This window comes from Burkholderia sp. USMB20 (genome assembly GCF_000949135.2).
Taxonomy (GTDB): Bacteria; Pseudomonadota; Gammaproteobacteria; order Burkholderiales; family Burkholderiaceae; genus Burkholderia.
The window spans coordinates 621,628-636,957 of record NZ_JTAN02000003.1 but is presented as its reverse complement, the minus strand read 5'-3'; the positions used below and the strand labels follow the sequence as shown (position 1 = coordinate 636,957).

The window sequence follows — 15,330 nt, the reverse complement described above, 5'->3', positions numbered from 1 at the left end:
AAAGGCTTCCACGCATGACATTCGCATTTCCGGATTCCACTCTCCGCGCTTCGCGCCGCACCGCTTCGGCCGCAGTGCTGCTCGCGCTCGCGTTGCCGTACGCGGCCTTCGCACAGGGCACGCCCGTCTCCGGCGGCACGCTGACCTGGGGCGTCGAGACGGAGCCGCGCACGCTGAATCCGCAACTGAACGGCCAGGACAAGGTCGAGCTGCTGCTGCGCAACGCGTACGAAAGCCTGCTCGCGCAGAAGCCGGACGGCAGCTACGTGCCGTGGCTCGCGACCGGCTACAAGGTTTCCGCCGACGGCAAGACCTACACGTTCACGCTGCGCGACGGCGTGAAGTTCACCGACGGCGCGCCGTTCGACGCGAAGGCCGTCGCCCGCAACTTCCTGAATGCGCGCGAACTGTCGTACTCGGCCGGCAGCCAGCTCGCGCGGCTGATCTCGCACGTCGCGGACGTGAAGACGCCCGACGAGCGCACGGTCGCGATCACGCTCGACGCGCCGTATGCGCCGTTCCTGACGTTCGCCGGCCGGCTGCCGCTGCTGTCGCCGAACGCGTTCGAGCGGCCAAGCCTGAAGTCGGGCGGCACCGATATCGCGGGCACCGGCCCGTTCATCCTGCGCCGCTACGTGAAAGGGCAGGAAATCGAGTTCGCGAAGAATCCCGACTATCGCTGGGCGCCGCCGACGGCGGGTCACCAGGGCCCCGCGTATCTCGACCGGGTCGTCTACCGGTTCCTGCCCGAATCGTCGGTACGCACCGGCGCGCTGCTGTCGGGCCAGGTCGACGTGATCGAAGGCGTGTCGGGCAACGACGCGGCGCTGATCCGCAAGAACGCCGATTTCACCTACCGCCGCGCGCTGAACACCGGCACGCCCTATTCGCTGTTCCTGAATGTCGCGTACGGTCCCACGCAGGACGTGAAAGTGCGCCGCGCGCTGCTCGAAGGGCTCGACACCAGCGGCATCGTGCAGTCGATCTATCGCGGCGAACGCACGCGCGCATGGGGCGTCACGTCGCCGATCGATCCGTTCTACGACGCGTCGATCGAGAAGACCTACGGCAACAATCCGAAGCTCGCGAATCAGCTGCTGGACGAAGCCGGCTGGAACGTCCGCGACAGCGGCGGCTACCGCACGAAGAACGGCGAACGGCTGACGATCGCGGTGATCCAGGCGCAGGCGACGGTGCGCGACCAGCGCGACGTGCTGCTGCAGGCACTGCAGGCGCAGGCACGGCAGCGACTCGGCGTCGACCTGAAGATCCAGTACGTCGACGACGGCACGTACGTCGAAGCGCGCAAGAGCGGCAAGTTCGGCTCGATCGCGAACTCGAACACGCCGCCGGACGGCATCGACATCGAAGGCCACTACCTGCCCGTCGATCGCGGCGGCGCGCTGAACTACAGCCGTGCCGCGGCGCCCGAGCTGACCCGCTGGCTGCAGGCGGCCGCGCGCACGCAGAACGTCGCGGAACGCAGGAAGCTGTACGGCGAGCTGCAGCACTTCGCGCTCAACGAGCAGGCGTACGCGGTGCCGCTGTACGAGCCCGAAGACCAGATCGCCGCCGCGAAGGCGGTCCAGGGGCTGCGCTTCCGCTCGTTCGCGCAGATGCCCGAGAACCCGTACGACGTGTGGGTGAAGAAGTAAGCGGGCGCGCGTCGACCGCGTCGCCCCGCACACCGCGCCGAACCGACAGGAGATTTCACATGAACCCTTCGCCTTCCGCTCCCGTCCCCGTCCCGGACACGCGGCCGGCCGCACGATCGCCGGCCGCCTGGCGCCGCTGGCCGCGTTCGCCGGTCGCGACGCGGCTCGCGACCGGCGCGCTCGTGCTGTGGGCCGCGGTCACGCTGTCGTTCGCGGCCGTGCATCTCGCACCGGGCGATATCGTGAGCATCCTGATCGGCGAGCAGCTGAGCACGCCGGAGATCGAAGCGGCGATCCGCCAGGAATGGGGGCTCGACGAGCCGCTCCCGCTGCAATACGCGCACTACCTGTGGCGCGTGCTGCACGGCGAGTTCGGCCGCTCGTACATCCTGAACACCGACGTCGCGCCGCTCGTGCTCGGCCAGCTGTGGCCGACGCTGAAGCTGACGGGCGCGGCGCTCGTCGTGACGATCGCGTTCTCGGTCGGCCTCGCGGTGCTGACCGCCGGCCGCCGCTGGGCCGGGCGTGCCGCGTCCGGCGTCGAGCTGCTGCTCGCGTCGACGCCTTCGTTCTGGCTCGGCATCATGCTGCTGTTCGTGTTCAGCTTCACGTTGAAGCTGTTCCCGGTGGCCGGCGATCGCGGCTTCGCGTCGCTCGTGCTGCCCGCGCTGTCGCTCGGGCTCGCCCAGGGCGCGGTGATCGGCCGCGTGCTGCGGCAAGGCATCGAGCGCGCGCTCGACGAGCCGTACGCGCTCACGGTGCGTTCGTGGGGCATCGGCGGGCTCGCGCTGCGCGTGCGCCATGCGCTGCGCCACGCGGCGCTGCCGGCCGTCACGCTCGCAGGCTGGCTCGTCGGCGGCTTGCTGAGCGGCGCGGTGATCACCGAACAGGTGTTCGGCCGGCCCGGCCTCGGCAAGGTGACGGTCGACGCCGTGCTGTCGAAGGACATGCCGGTGATCCTCGCGATCGCGATCCTGTCCGCGGCGATCTACGTCGCGCTCAGCACCGCCGTCGACCTGCTGTACCTGCTGATCGATCCCCGGCTGCGCGATCGCCGCGCAGCCCGCTGAACCGGAGGCTTCGATGTCCACGCCCGTCGATCTCGCGTTGCGCGCCCCGGCGCCATCCGGCGCCGCCGGCTGGCTGCGCCGCCACCCGGGCCTCGCGCTCGCCGCCGTCTATCTGCTGCTGAACGTGGTTGCCGTCGTCGCACCCGGATGGCTCGCACACTACGACCCGCTGGCGGCCGATCCGCTGTCCGCGCAGCTCGGCAGCAGCGCCGCGCACTGGCTCGGCACCGACCAGCTCGGCCGCGATGTATTCTCGCGGGTCGTGTACGGCGCCCGCTACTCGCTGTCGATCAGCGCGGCCGCGATCGGCGTCGCGACCGTGTTCGGCACCGTGCTCGGTTTGTTCGCCGGCCTCGCGCGCGGCTGGCTCGACGAGCTGATCACGCGCGTGCTCGACGTCGTGTCCGCCTTCCCCGACCTGCTGCTCGCGCTGATGCTGATCTCGTTCACCGGCCCCGGCGCGGTCAATCTCGTGTTCGCGCTCGGCGTCGCGTCGGTGCCGCGCTTCGCACGCGTGGTACGTGCGCAGACCTTCGTCGTCGCGGCATCCGGCCATGTCGAGCACGCGCGCACGCTCGGCCTCGCACCGGCGGTGCTGGTGTGGCGGCACGTGTTGCCGCACGCGATCGCGCAGGTTCCGGTACTCGCGACGATCGGACTGGGCACCGCGATCATCGGCGCGTCGGGACTGAGCTTCCTCGGCATGGGGCCGCAGCCGCCCGCGGCGGAATGGGGATTGATGCTCGCCGAGGGCCGCAACTATCTGTACAACGCGTGGTGGATCGCGGTGTGGCCCGGCCTCGCGATCACCGCGGCCGTGATCGCCGTGAATGCGCTCGGCGGCTACTGGCAGGCCCGCTTCGAACGCCGGGAGGCCGCATGAGCACGATTGCATCCACTGCGCCGGCAACGCCGGCGCGCGCCGCACCACTGGTCCGCATCGAAGGCCTGACGATCGGCTTTCGCGGCACGCACGGCACGCGGCCCGTCATCGGGCCGCTCGAGCTCGCCGTGCATGCCGGCGAATGCGTCGCGCTCGTCGGCGAATCGGGTTCCGGCAAGTCGGTCACCGCACGCAGTCTCGTCGGGCTGAACGGACCACACGCGGTGCTCGACGCCACCCGCTTCGAGATCGCCGGCGCCGATGCGCGCGGCCATCGCGAGCGCGACTGGCGCGCGATACGCGGGCGCCGGATCGGCTACGTGCTGCAGGACGCGCTGGTGTCGCTCGATCCGCTGTGGCGCGTGCGCGACCTCGTGGCCGAGGCGCTGCGCGACACGCGCGGGCGCGACGTCGCGGCGCGCAGCGCCGACCTGCTGCGCGCGGTCGGCATCGACGACCCCGAGCGGCGGCTGCCGCAGTATCCGCACCAGTTGTCCGGCGGCTTGCGGCAGCGCGTGCTGATCGGCACCGCGATCGCGGGCGGCGCATCGCTGCTGATCGCCGACGAGCCGACCACCGCGCTCGACATGACCGTGCAGCGCCAGATCCTGTCGCTGCTGCGCGCGCGCCGCGATGCCGGCGACGCGGTGCTGTTGATCAGCCACGATCTCGCGGTCGTCGCCGAGCTCGCCGATCGCGTGCTCGTGATGCGCGCCGGCCAGGTCGTCGAACAGGGGCCGGCGCGCGACGTGCTGACCGCGCCGGCGCATCCGTACACGCGCGAATTGCTCGCGGCGATTCCCACCGCGGCATCGCGCGGGTTCCGGCTCGCGACTGCCGCGCGCGTTCCGCTGCCGCCGAAGCGCATCGATGCGCATGCACCGGTACTGGCCGTCGACGCGCTGACGAAACGCTACGGCGATCGCACCGCGCCGGCCGCGGTCGACGGCGTGTCGTTCACGCTCGCACGCGGCGAGACGCTCGGCATCGTCGGCGAATCCGGTTCCGGCAAGTCCACCGTCGCGCGCATCGTGCTCGGGCTCGTCGAGCCGGACAGCGGCTCCGTCACGCTCGACGGCCAGCCGTGGAGCGGTGTGCCGGAAGCCGCACGGCGCGCGCGGCGCGCCCGGCTGCAGCTGATCGCGCAAGACCCGTACAGCTCGTTCGACCCGCGCTACCCGGTCGGGCAGATCGTCGGCGAAAGCCTCGACGCGGCCGGTATCCGCGGCGAGGCACGCCGCCGCCGCGTGCTGGAACTGCTCGACGAGGTGCAACTCGGCGCCGGCTGCATCGACCGCTACCCGCGCGAATTGTCCGGCGGGCAGCGGCAGCGCGTCGCGATCGCGCGCGCGTTCGCGTCGAACCCGGCGCTGCTCGTCGCGGACGAGCCCGTCAGCGCGCTCGACGTGTCGATCCAGGCGCAGGTGCTGGATCTGCTTGCCGATCTGCAGGCCGAGCACGGCACCGCGATGCTGTTCATCTCGCACGATCTCGGCGTCGTGCATCACGTCGCCGACCGGATCCTCGTGATGCGCGGCGGCCGGGTGGTCGAAAGCGGCCCGGTCGAGCGCGTGTTCGGCGCGCCGTCGCACCCGTACACCGCATCGCTGCTCGATGCGCTGCCGACACTGCCTCCGCTGGCCGGCGCGCATGCCGCGCCGCCGCTCGCCGCGCTCGCATGAACCTTGCCCGTCCTCACCGAACCGCCACCATGAGTCAACCGATCCGCACTACTCCCCGCCAGATCCATCTCGGCGCCATCATCCAGGGCGCATCCGGCAACATGTCCGCATGGCGCCATCCGGATGCGGTCGCCGACGCGAGCATCAACGTCGACTTCGTCCGCACGCTCGCGCGGCAGGCGGAGGCGGCCAAATTCGACCTGCTGTTCGTCGCCGACGGGCTGCACATCAACGCGAAGTCGATTCCGCATTTCCTGAACCGCTTCGAGCCGCTCACGCTGCTGTCGGCGCTCGCGCTCGTCACCGAGCGGATCGGGCTGGTCGGCACGCTGTCGACGTCGTACAGCGATCCGTTCACCGTCGCGCGACAGTTCTCGAGCCTCGATCATCTGAGCGACGGCCGCGCGGGCTGGAACGTCGTCACGTCGCCGCTCGAAGGTTCAGCGAAGAATTTCTCGCGTGGCGCGCACCCGGAGCACGCGCTGCGCTACCGGATCGCGTCGGAATTCCTGACGGTGACGAAAGGGCTTTGGGATTCGTGGGAAGACGATGCATTCGTGCGCGACAAGGCAAGCGGCGTGTTCTTCGATCCGGCCAAGCTGCACACGCTGAATCATGTCGGCGAGTTTTTCTCGGTGGCCGGGCCGCTGAACATCGGCCGCTCGCGGCAAGGTCGCCCGATCCTGTTCCAGGCCGGCGCGTCGGACGACGGCAAGGGCGTCGCGGCGGAACACGCGGACGCCATCTACACGCGCCAGGAGACGATCCCGCTCGCGCAGGCGTTCTACGCGGACGTTCAGCGACGGCTCGCCGCGCGCGGCCGCGCGCCCGACAGCCTGAAGGTGTTCCAGGGCATCAGCGTGATCGTCGCGGCGTCGGCCGCCGACGCCGAAGCGCAATACCAGGACACCGCGCGGCTCGTGACGATCGACAACGCGCTCGACTATCTCGGCCGTTACTTCGATCACCACGATTTCTCGCAGTACGCACTCGATGCACCGTTTCCCGACCTCGGCGACCTCGGCAGCAACCAGTTCCGCAGCACGACCGACTCGATCAAGCGCGACGCCGCCGAACGCGGCCTGACGCTGCGCGAGGTCGCGCTCGAGGCCGCCACGCCGCGCCCGAGTTTCGCGGGCACGCCCGAGCAGGTCGCCGACGGGTTGCAGGCGTGGGTCGACGCGCGTGCGACGGACGGCTTCATCGTACGCGGCGGCACGCCCGCCGCGTTCGCCGAATTCGCTGCCCGGGTCGTGCCGATCCTGCAGGAACGCGGCGTGTACCGGCGCGATTACGCAGGCGCGACGCTGCGCGAGCATCTCGGGCTGCCGTATCCGCCGAACCGGCACGCCCGCGCGGCATGAGCGGCAGCGCGTCGTGCGCGTGGCCGGGCCTTGCGTGACGGCCGTGTCGCACGACCCGGCTGCCACGCATGCCGCGGGGAGTTTCATGCCGCCGCGTAGCGATTGCGCGGGTAGGTTACGTCCAGATGGTCGCGCAAGGTCTCTCCCTGATACTCGGCACGGAACAGCCCGCGCTGTCGGAGAATCGGCACCACCTGTTCGACGAAATCGGTGAATGCCGAAGGCGTCCCGCCACCGACGATGAAACCGTCAGCCGCACCGGCCTCGAACCATTCCTGCAAACCATCCGCGATGCGCTCCGGCGTCCCGATGAAACGCGGGCGCGGCGCAGCGGCCTCGAGCGCGACCTCGCGCAGCGTCAGGCCGCGCTCGCGCGCATTGCGCTTGATCTCGTCCGTCCCGCTGCGGAAACTGTTGCTGCCGAGGTCGCCGATTTCCGGAAACGGCGCGTCGAGCGGATACTGACCGAAATCGTGATGCTCGAAAAACCGGCCGAGATGGTCGAGCGCGCTTTCGATCGTGATCAGTGTCAGGCTCTCCTGGTATTGCCGTTCCGCGTCCTCCGCAGAAGCGCCCACGATCACGCCGATGCCCTGGAAGATCTTCAGGTCGTCGGGATGCCTGCCGTGCCCACTCACCTGGCGCTTGAGATCGCCATAGAAATCGCGCGCCTGAGCCAGCGTGTCGTGATGCGTGAAGACCGCATCCGCATGCTTCGCCGCGAGCTGCTTGCCCGCATCCGACGCGCCGGCCTGGAACAGGACGGGACGCGCCTGCGGCGTACGCCCGACGTTCAGCGGCCCCTCGACGGAGAAATACTTGCCCTTGTGATCGAGCGTATGGAGCTTGGCCGGATCGAAGAACACGCCGCTCGCGCGGTCGCGCACGAACGCGTCGTCCTCCCAGGAATCCCAGAGCCCCTTCGTGACCTCGAGATATTCGTCGGCGATCCGGTAACGTTCGTCATGTTCGGGATGCGCGGTGCGCGAAAAATTCCGCGCGGAACCTTCGAGCGGCGACGTCACGACGTTCCAGCCCGCTCGCCCCCGGCTCAGGTGATCCAGGCTCGCGAACTGCCGGGCAACCGTGAACGGTTCACTGTAGGACGTCGACAGGGTTCCCACCAGTCCCACCCGTTCCGTGACGGCCGACAGTGCCGACAACAGCGTGAGCGGCTCGAACCGGTTCAGGAAGTGCGGAATCGACTTCGCGTTGATATGCAGGCCGTCCGCCACGAATACGAAATCGAACTTGCCCGCCTCGGCCTGGCGGGCCACGTTCTTCGCGAAGTCCGGGTTGATGCTTGCGTCGATCACCGCGTCGGGGTGCCGCCATCCCGCGTAATGTCCACCGGGTCCGTGGATCGTCGCGCCAAGATGAATCCGCCTGGAACGCCAGTTCGCCCGCTCTGCCTGCGCTTCGCTCATGATGTCACTTTCATTGGTTGTACTGATGTTGTAGGAAACTACGCTTCCTCTCCCGCTTCATCCGCTTCGTCTTCATCGGCACGGCGGTGCGGGAAACGTCGCCTGCCTGAAGATCGGCACCCGGCCGTCCCGCTCCGGCACCCGAGCGCCCGACGAACCTTCCGCGCGACTCATTGCATGTACTGTTCGTTGCCGATCAACCCGATCTTCGTCGCCCCTTCGCGCTGGGCCGACGCCAGCACTTCGGCCACCGCCCGGTAAGGCGCCGCCTTGTCCGGGCGCAACCGGATCTCGTCCTGGTCCGCCTCGGCCGCCACCTCGCGAAACTTCGCGTCCAGCGCCGCGCCGCCCCGCACGGCCGCGCCGTTCCAGTTGACCGAGCCGTCCGCGCCGATGTCGATCTGCACCACCTGAGGCGGATGCGGCGGGACGGGCGGATTCCCGACCGGCAAGTTCATCTTCACCGAATGCATCTGGATCGGGATCGTGATGATCAACATGATCAGCAGCACCAGCATCACGTCGATCAGCGGCGTGGTGTTGATGTCCACCATCACGTCCGGCTCGTCCCTGCCCGCGCCGGAACCTGCGTTCATACCCATCGTTCGAACTCCCTAGCCGCCCCGTGCGGGGGGCTGAGTAATGAAGGAAAGCTTGCCGATCCCGGCCCGCTCGCACGCCGTCACGACCTTGCCGATGTACTGATACGGCGTGGCCTGATCGCCGCGCACGTGCACGTCCGGCTGCGGCGTCTGCGCGGATAGGTCCTTCAGCCGCGCCACCAGCGTCTGCAGGTCCACATGCTCGGTGCCCCAGAAGATGTCGCCCTGCCGGTTCACCGCGAGCTCGATGCTTTTCGGCTGCGTCTGCAGCGGCTGGACCCGCTCCTTCGGCAACTGCACCTGGATCGTATGGGTCACCACCGGGATCGTGATCAGGAAGATGATCAGCAGCACCAGCATCACGTCCACGAGCGGCGTCGTGTTGATCGCCGAGATGACCTCGTCGTTGTCGTCACCGACGACACTGATCGCCATGACAGCCTCCGCTCACGACTGAACCGCCAGCGCCTGCGGCGCCGGTGCCGCGGGCGTCGCGCTGCTGCCGGCCGCGCGCCGGCCGCCCGCGAGCAATACCGTATGCAACTGCGCGCCGAAGTCGCGCACGCGCTCCATCACGGACTTGTTCCGGCGCACGAGGAAGTTGTAGCCGAGCACGGCCGGTACGGCCACGGCGAGGCCGATCGCGGTCATGATCAGCGCCTCGCCCACCGGGCCGGCGACCTTGTCGATCGATGCCTGGCCGGCGATGCCGATGGCCGTCAGCGCGTGATAGATGCCCCATACCGTGCCGAACAGCCCGACGAACGGCGCCGTGGATCCCACGGTGCCCAGAAACGCGAGGCCGTCCTGCAGCCGGTTCGACACGTTGGTGATCGAACGCTCGATGTTCAGGTCGATCCAGGTATTGCGATCGACCGAATCGAGCAGCGCCGTGTCGTGATGCTCCCCGGCCTCGATCGCGTTCTCGGCGATGAAACGGAACGGCGACGCATCATCGAGCTGGGCCGCGCCTTCGGCCAGCGTCGGCGCATTCCAGACCTGCTCGTCGGCCGATTTCGCGCGGCTGTTTGCCCGCACCTGCTCGAGGAACTTGGTGATCATGATGTACCAGCTGCCGAGCGACATGACCACGAGCAGCCCAAGGACGAAGCGGGCCACGAAGTCGCCGTTCGCCCACAGGGCACCGAGGCCATACGGGTTCTCGACGGTTGCCGACGTCGCGGGCGCGGGCGGCGGCGCCGAAAGATCGGCCGCACTGGCGGCAGCCGATGCCGCCGCGGTCGGTGCCGCGCCCGATGCCGCCCGGCCGGGCGCCGATGCCGCTGCTTCCTGTGCAAGCACGGTGTGCGGTGCGACCAGGGTGCCGCCAATGCCGGCGGTGATCATCAGACTTGCCGCAAGTGCGGCGCGAAAGCGCTTTTTCATAAGGACTCCATCCGTATACGTCGTGTGTCGATTCGTGAAGCCGGCCAGCTCGAACGGCGTGTGGCCGGCATCAATTCAGATTGAAGGAAAACGGTACCCGCACCCGCACGGGCTGCCCCTGCGCAATGCAGCGAAAGCGCTTGACCGCACTGAGCGCCGCCCGATTGAGCACCGGGTCGGCCGGCTGCGCGAGCCTCAGGTTCGTGACGCGGCCGTCCGGGTCCACCGTAAACTCGACCGTCACATCGCCCGTGATGTTGTTGTCCTGCGCGTCGGGCGGATAGACGATCGACGAGCGGACTTCGTCCGAATTCGGGCAGACGACGCCGACCTCCTGGTTCACCGGCCTCGCGACCGGCGCCGGCGCAGGCACCGGCGCGGGCGGCGCCTCGTGCACGGGTGCGCTCGGGGCCGGCGCGGCCTGGTGCGTGATGGTCGGCGGCGGCGGCGCCTGCACGTGCACCTCGGGCGGCGGCACGAACGGCGGAGGCGGCGGCGCCACCCGCGGCTTCGACACGACCTTCTCGACCGGCTTCGGCGGCGGGGGCGGCGGCGGTTTCACCGGCACGATGATGCGAGTCTCGATCGGTTGCTGGACGATCTCGACGACCCGGGTCGCCAGGCCGTTCACCAGCGCCCAGATCAGGACGAGATGCAGGCCGATGGCGATCGCGATGCCGCCGAAGCGACGGACCGGATGGGTCCGCTTGTTGCCGAACTGGCGCGGACGGCCGATTGCCGCGAGTCGGGTTTGAGAGGCGCTGGTCATGTTCAGTCCAATGGCAATAAGGTCGGGCGTTCGGCGCCGCGTGACATCCGCGAGCCGGTGCGCGGACGACGGTGCAAGCGATTCGCCGGCGCGTCGCCGCCCGCGTGCGTGGCGGCGAGACGGTCCCGGCCCGCGTGGCCGTATCCGCCCCGTCGCCGATTCCGGTCACGCACGCCGCCCGACGCATGTCGTGTCGATCCCGTCAGGCCGCGACCGGTTCGCGCCGGTCGGCCGGACGCCAGCCGAGTGCCGGGGCGATACGCGTGACGAAATCGTCGAGAATCTGCCGGTAACTTTCGAACGGCAGGTCGTAAGGCAATTCCAGGCGCAGTTCCCGCACTTGCCCAACCACGGGGTCGGCAAGCAGCCGCTCCACGATCTCGTCCGAGGTGCCGACGAGATCCGGTGCGAAGAGCGTGCGCCGTTCGCCCTGCGGCGCCAGCGTGCGGACATGGCGCGCGTCGGCAAACGCCCGATAGCGTTCACGCTCCCGCGCATCTGCACTGTCGGTCGGAACGATCACCCGGCCCAGCGCGATACGGGGTGCGGCGGCTTCGCTCCAGTGACGGCGGTACAGCTCGAGCTGGCGAAGCTGGGCGTCGACATAACTGTCGGTCCCCTCGCCCGTGGTCAGATTGCCGATCAGCAAGTTGAAGCCGTTTCTGGCGGCCCACTCGATCGAGCGCCTGGAACCGCCCCCATACCAGAGCCGGTCCGTCAGACCGGGCGCATACGGGCTCACCCGCGGCCGCACCCGGCCGGCGGCCGATTCCACGAACGTGTCGTCGTCACCGAGCCAGTCGCCGGCGAGATTGCGACGCAGGCGGGCCACCCGTGCGTGCGAGAAGTCGACCAGGTCGGGATCGGTGTCGAACAGCCGCTCGCCCAGCAGCGCGCCGTGATTCGGCGCGCCTGCGCTGAGCCCCACATTGAGCCGGCCGTTCGACAGCACGTCCACGGTCGCCAGATCCTCGGCGAGCCGGAACGGATTCTCGTAGCCCATCTGGATCACCGCCGCGCCGAGCCCGATCCGGCTCGTCCGCTGGCTGGCCGCCGCGAGAAACGTGGCGGCCGAGGACACGGCGCGCTCGAGGTGACGCTGCCGCACCCAGGCGCTGTCGTAACCGAGCGCCTCGCCGACGCGAAACAGTTCGAGCGTCCGCTCGAATCCGGAGGCAGCGTCCTCGTCGGGATAATTTCCCGGTGTGAGAAATGCAATGTGATCGATTCGTCCGTTGCCCACTTTTTCATCCTTCGTCATTTGCCACGGTGTCGATGCCATGTCGTGCCGGCCGCAAGCCGGGAGACCCGCACATGACTACGACAGCACCCTGGACAGGAACTCGCGCGTACGCGGATGCGATGGCGCCGCCAGCACCGCCGACGGCGGCCCCGACTCCACGATGCGTCCGCCATCCATGAAAACGATCGTGTCGGCGACTTCGCGCGCGAAACCGATCTCGTGCGTGACGATGATCAGCGTCGTCCCGGAACGGGCAAGCTGACGGATCACGTCGAGCACTTCGTTGACGAGCTCCGGGTCGAGCGCGGAAGTCGGCTCGTCGAACAGCAACACCTTGGGCTTCAGCGCGAGCGCGCGGGCGATCGCCACGCGTTGCTGCTGCCCGCCGGACAGCTGACGCGGCCACGCATCGGCCTTGTCGGCCAGGCCCACGCGGGCGAGCAGCGCGCGTGCTTCCGCTTCCGCCCGTTCGCGCGGCAGGCCGGCCGCGACCGGCGCCTCGACGACGTTCTGGAGCACGGTCAAATGCGGGAACAGGTTGAAACTCTGGAACACCATGCCGACCTCGGCGCGGCGGCGCAGGATGTCCTTTTCCTTGAGTTCGTGGAGCGTGCGCCCGTCGCGGCGATAGCCAACCAGTTCGCCGTCGATGTCGATGAAGCCCTCGTCGACACGCTCGAGGTGGTTGACGGTACGCAGCAGCGTCGACTTGCCGGAGCCCGACTGCCCCAGAATGACCGTCACGCTCCCGGACGGGATGGCCAGCGAAACGTCGTCGAGTACCTTCTGCGCCCCGAAGCGCTTCGATATGCGATGAATGCCGACGGCCGCCCCGACGCGCTGTTTCGCCCAGCCGGTCGTCTCTGCACCCGCCGCCGCGTCGTCCGGCTGGCTGCCCGCCACCGCGGCCGGGGAAAGCAGCGTCTCGAGCGAACGGAAACCTTTGCGCAGGAATGCGGAAACCGGCGACACGGCCACCGGGTCGCGCGTCGCACCGCGCGCATAGTGGCGCTCGATATGAACCTGGATCGCGGACAATACGGTCAGGATCACCAAATACCAGACGGTCGCGACCATCAGCATCGGAATCACTTCCAGGTTGCGGTGGTAGATGATCTGGACCGTGTAGAACAGATCCGGCATCGCGAGGATATAGACGACCGCGGTGCCCTTCGCCAGTCCGATCACGTCGTTGAACGCGGCAGGCAGGATCGCCCGCATCGCCTGAGGCAGCACGATGCGCCAGGTCTGCCGCGCGCGCGGCAGGCCGAGCGCCGCCGCGGCCTCGCGCTGCCCGTGGTCGACCGACAGGATGCCGCCGCGGATCGCTTCCGCCGCGAACGCGGCCTGGGTCAGCGTCAGCCCGAGGATCGCTGCCATGAACGGTGTGATCAGATCCGTGGTCGGGCCGTGCAGGAACACGATGTTCGTGAACGGAATCCCGAGCCTGACCGTGTCGTACAGATAACCGAGATTGTTCAGCAACAGCAGCAGGACGATGGTCGGAATCGAACGGAACAGCCAGATGTAGGCCCACGCGCACGAGGACAACAGCGGCGAGCGCGAGAGTCGCGCCAGCGCGAGCGGAACGGCCAGCGCGAAGCCGAGGACCGCGCCGAGCGCCGTCAGCAGCAGCGTCTGCCCGAGCCCCGCGAGCACGGCTTCGGAGAAAAACCACTGCGCAAAGACTTTCCAGCCCCAGTGCGGGTTGTCGAGCACCGAATAGAGAACGGCAGCGATCAGCACGATCGCCGCGGCGGTCCCGAGCGTCCTTGCCGGGTTGCGGGCGGGAACGACCCGGTATTGCGCGTAGTCGGGTGGCGCCGATGACGCGCCTTCGGCCACGAAGGGTGCATGACCGGCAATCCTGGAAATATCGTTCATCACGCTGCCTTTGCGCATGTCGTGTCGATCCGTCACGCAGTCTCTGCGGTTGCGTAACGGCTCGCGCGGCGCGGCAGGCCGAGATGGTCCCGCAGCGTGGCGCCCGGTAGCGCACGATGGTAGCGGCCCCGTGCCTCGAGTGCGGGAATCACGTAACGGACGAAATCCTCGAGCCCTTCGGTCTGCACCTGGAAACCGAGAATGAAGCCGTCGGCCGCGCCCGCATCGAACCAGCGGATCAGTTCGTCCGCGACCGTCTCGCCGGTGCCGATGAACCCGGGCTTCGGCGTTGCCACGTCGAGCGCCACCTCCCTGAGCGTCGACCCGTTTCGCCTGGCCTCTTCCTTGATGCGATCGGTCGTGGAACGGAAACTGTTCCTGCCGAGCTCGCCCAGCTCCGGAAACGGCGCATCGAGCGGATACTGCGAAAAGTCGTGATGCTCGAAAAAGCGGCCGAGATAAGCGAGCGCCTCGTCGATCGTGAGCAGATCGCGAATCGCGCGGTACTTCTCCTCGGCTTCTTCGCGCGTCGCACCGACGATCGGCCCGATACCGGGGAAGATCTTCACGTCGGTGCGCGCGCGGCCGTGCGCCTCCGCGCTGTCGCGCACGCGCTCGGCAAATGCGCGCGTCTCGTCCAGCGACGGCGCGTGCGTGAACACGGCATCGGCATACTTGCCGGCCAGCGCGATACCGTCATCCGACGCTCCCGCCTGGAAAATCACCGGCTGCCCCTGCGGCGAACGCTGGATGTTGAGCGGCCCGGCCACCTCGAAAAAGCGGCCCTTGTGGTTTAGCGGGTGCAGCTTGTCGCGATCGAAGAAGCGGCCGCTCGCGCGGTCGCGCACGAACGCGTCGTCGTCCCAGCTGTCCCACAGGCCCTGCACCGCCTGCAGGTATTCATCGGCGATCTCGTAACGCAGCGCGTGATCCGGATGTGCGCCGCCGTAGTTCTTCGCCGAGCCTTCGAGCGGCGAGGTCACGACGTTCCACCCGGCGCGCCCGCCGCTGATCAGGTCGAGCGACGCGAACTGGCGGGCCACCGTGAACGGATGGCTGTACGACGTGGACAGCGTGCCCGCCAGCCCGATCTTCGACGTGGCCGTCGCAAGCGCGGACAGGATCGAGATCGGCTCGAAGCGGTTCAGGAAATGCGGGATCGACTTCTCGTTGATGTAAAGGCCATCCGCGACGAACACGAATGCCACGCCGTTGGCTTCGGCCTTCTGCGCGATGCCGGTGACGAAGTCGATGTTGACGCTCGCATCGGCAGGGCCGGCCGGATGCTTCCACGAATTCATGTGGCCGCCTGCGCCATGCAGCATCAGGCCGAAAGTGAGGTTGCGTTGGGTCATGTTCGAATCC

Annotated in this window: 13 protein-coding genes; 5 read left to right on the top strand and 8 right to left on the bottom strand. The window is 68.6% G+C overall.

The annotated features are described in order from the left end of the window. Positions 1–14: 14 nt before the first annotated feature. The 5 genes from PL79_RS06960 to PL79_RS06940 are packed head-to-tail and all read left to right on the top strand — an operon-like array spanning position 15 to position 6,654. A complete protein-coding gene (locus PL79_RS06960) occupies positions 15–1,655 on the top strand; it encodes an ABC transporter substrate-binding protein (RefSeq protein WP_044848618.1) in 1,641 nt (546 codons plus the stop codon). A 59-nt stretch (positions 1,656–1,714) separates the two neighbouring features. Next, positions 1,715–2,725 (top strand): ABC transporter permease, encoded by a 1,011-nt coding sequence (locus tag PL79_RS06955; RefSeq protein ID WP_044848619.1) that lies wholly within the window; start codon positions 1,715–1,717, stop codon positions 2,723–2,725. A 13-nt stretch (positions 2,726–2,738) separates the two neighbouring features. Further along, positions 2,739–3,608, top strand: coding sequence for an ABC transporter permease (locus PL79_RS06950; protein WP_082088739.1), 870 nt, complete (start codon positions 2,739–2,741; stop codon positions 3,606–3,608). Beyond that, complete coding sequence (locus tag PL79_RS06945) at positions 3,605–5,290, top strand: dipeptide ABC transporter ATP-binding protein (RefSeq protein ID WP_044848620.1); 1,686 nt, start codon at positions 3,605–3,607, stop codon at positions 5,288–5,290. The genes PL79_RS06950 and PL79_RS06945 overlap by 4 nt, the downstream gene beginning before the upstream one ends. Positions 5,291–5,319: 29 nt before the next feature. Then, complete coding sequence (locus PL79_RS06940; protein ID WP_044848621.1) at positions 5,320–6,654, top strand: LLM class flavin-dependent oxidoreductase; 1,335 nt, start codon at positions 5,320–5,322, stop codon at positions 6,652–6,654. 83 nt (positions 6,655–6,737) lie between these two features. Here PL79_RS06940 and PL79_RS06935 read toward each other — a convergent pair whose 3' ends face one another. The 8 genes from PL79_RS06935 to PL79_RS06900 all read right to left on the bottom strand — a co-directional run bounded on the left by PL79_RS06935 (position 6,738) and on the right by PL79_RS06900 (position 15,320). Further along, on the bottom strand, positions 6,738–8,081 hold the full coding sequence (locus PL79_RS06935) for an LLM class flavin-dependent oxidoreductase (protein ID WP_044848622.1): 1,344 nt from the start codon (positions 8,079–8,081) through the stop codon (positions 6,738–6,740). Between the two features lie 170 nt (positions 8,082–8,251). Then, entirely contained in the window at positions 8,252–8,683 is a 432-nt protein-coding gene (locus PL79_RS06930) for an ExbD/TolR family protein (RefSeq protein WP_044848623.1), read from the bottom strand. A gap of 12 nt (positions 8,684–8,695) precedes the next feature. Beyond that, positions 8,696–9,118, bottom strand: coding sequence for an ExbD/TolR family protein (locus PL79_RS06925; RefSeq protein WP_044848624.1), 423 nt, complete (start codon positions 9,116–9,118; stop codon positions 8,696–8,698). A 12-nt stretch (positions 9,119–9,130) separates the two neighbouring features. Continuing rightward, on the bottom strand, positions 9,131–10,069 hold the full coding sequence (locus tag PL79_RS06920; protein WP_044848625.1) for a MotA/TolQ/ExbB proton channel family protein: 939 nt from the start codon (positions 10,067–10,069) through the stop codon (positions 9,131–9,133). Between the two features lie 70 nt (positions 10,070–10,139). Continuing rightward, positions 10,140–10,838: an energy transducer TonB gene (locus PL79_RS06915; protein WP_044848626.1), complete on the bottom strand. Its 699-nt coding sequence runs from the start codon at positions 10,836–10,838 to the stop codon at positions 10,140–10,142. Positions 10,839–11,040: 202 nt separating this feature from the next. Then, positions 11,041–12,099, bottom strand: a complete 1,059-nt coding sequence (locus PL79_RS06910; protein ID WP_207671164.1) for an LLM class flavin-dependent oxidoreductase — start codon at positions 12,097–12,099, stop codon at positions 11,041–11,043. A gap of 57 nt (positions 12,100–12,156) precedes the next feature. Continuing rightward, positions 12,157–13,965, bottom strand: coding sequence for an amino acid ABC transporter permease/ATP-binding protein (locus PL79_RS37000; protein WP_082088740.1), 1,809 nt, complete (start codon positions 13,963–13,965; stop codon positions 12,157–12,159). Between the two features lie 32 nt (positions 13,966–13,997). Beyond that, the gene (locus PL79_RS06900) at positions 13,998–15,320 is read right to left on the bottom strand and encodes an LLM class flavin-dependent oxidoreductase (protein ID WP_135800991.1); all 1,323 of its coding nucleotides are present in this window, start codon (positions 15,318–15,320) and stop codon (positions 13,998–14,000) included. Between the last annotated feature and the right edge of the window lie 10 nt (positions 15,321–15,330).

What these genes read in the sequence shown, in the direction of transcription:
- PL79_RS06960 (WP_044848618.1), top strand. Translation starts at nt 15, where the DNA reads ATGACATTCGCATTTCCGGATTCCACTCTCCGCGCTTCGCGCCGCACC.
- PL79_RS06955 (WP_044848619.1), top strand. Translation starts at nt 1,715, where the DNA reads ATGAACCCTTCGCCTTCCGCTCCCGTCCCCGTCCCGGACACGCGGCCG.
- PL79_RS06950 (WP_082088739.1), top strand. Translation starts at nt 2,739, where the DNA reads ATGTCCACGCCCGTCGATCTCGCGTTGCGCGCCCCGGCGCCATCCGGC.
- PL79_RS06930 (WP_044848623.1), bottom strand. Translation starts at nt 8,683, where the DNA reads ATGGGTATGAACGCAGGTTCCGGCGCGGGCAGGGACGAGCCGGACGTG.
- PL79_RS06940 (WP_044848621.1), top strand. Translation starts at nt 5,320, where the DNA reads ATGAGTCAACCGATCCGCACTACTCCCCGCCAGATCCATCTCGGCGCC.
- PL79_RS06935 (WP_044848622.1), bottom strand. Translation starts at nt 8,081, where the DNA reads ATGAGCGAAGCGCAGGCAGAGCGGGCGAACTGGCGTTCCAGGCGGATT.
- PL79_RS06900 (WP_135800991.1), bottom strand. Translation starts at nt 15,320, where the DNA reads ATGACCCAACGCAACCTCACTTTCGGCCTGATGCTGCATGGCGCAGGC.
- PL79_RS06945 (WP_044848620.1), top strand. Translation starts at nt 3,605, where the DNA reads ATGAGCACGATTGCATCCACTGCGCCGGCAACGCCGGCGCGCGCCGCA.
- PL79_RS37000 (WP_082088740.1), bottom strand. Translation starts at nt 13,965, where the DNA reads ATGAACGATATTTCCAGGATTGCCGGTCATGCACCCTTCGTGGCCGAA.
- PL79_RS06915 (WP_044848626.1), bottom strand. Translation starts at nt 10,838, where the DNA reads ATGACCAGCGCCTCTCAAACCCGACTCGCGGCAATCGGCCGTCCGCGC.
- PL79_RS06920 (WP_044848625.1), bottom strand. Translation starts at nt 10,069, where the DNA reads ATGAAAAAGCGCTTTCGCGCCGCACTTGCGGCAAGTCTGATGATCACC.
- PL79_RS06925 (WP_044848624.1), bottom strand. Translation starts at nt 9,118, where the DNA reads ATGGCGATCAGTGTCGTCGGTGACGACAACGACGAGGTCATCTCGGCG.
- PL79_RS06910 (WP_207671164.1), bottom strand. Translation starts at nt 12,099, where the DNA reads ATGACGAAGGATGAAAAAGTGGGCAACGGACGAATCGATCACATTGCA.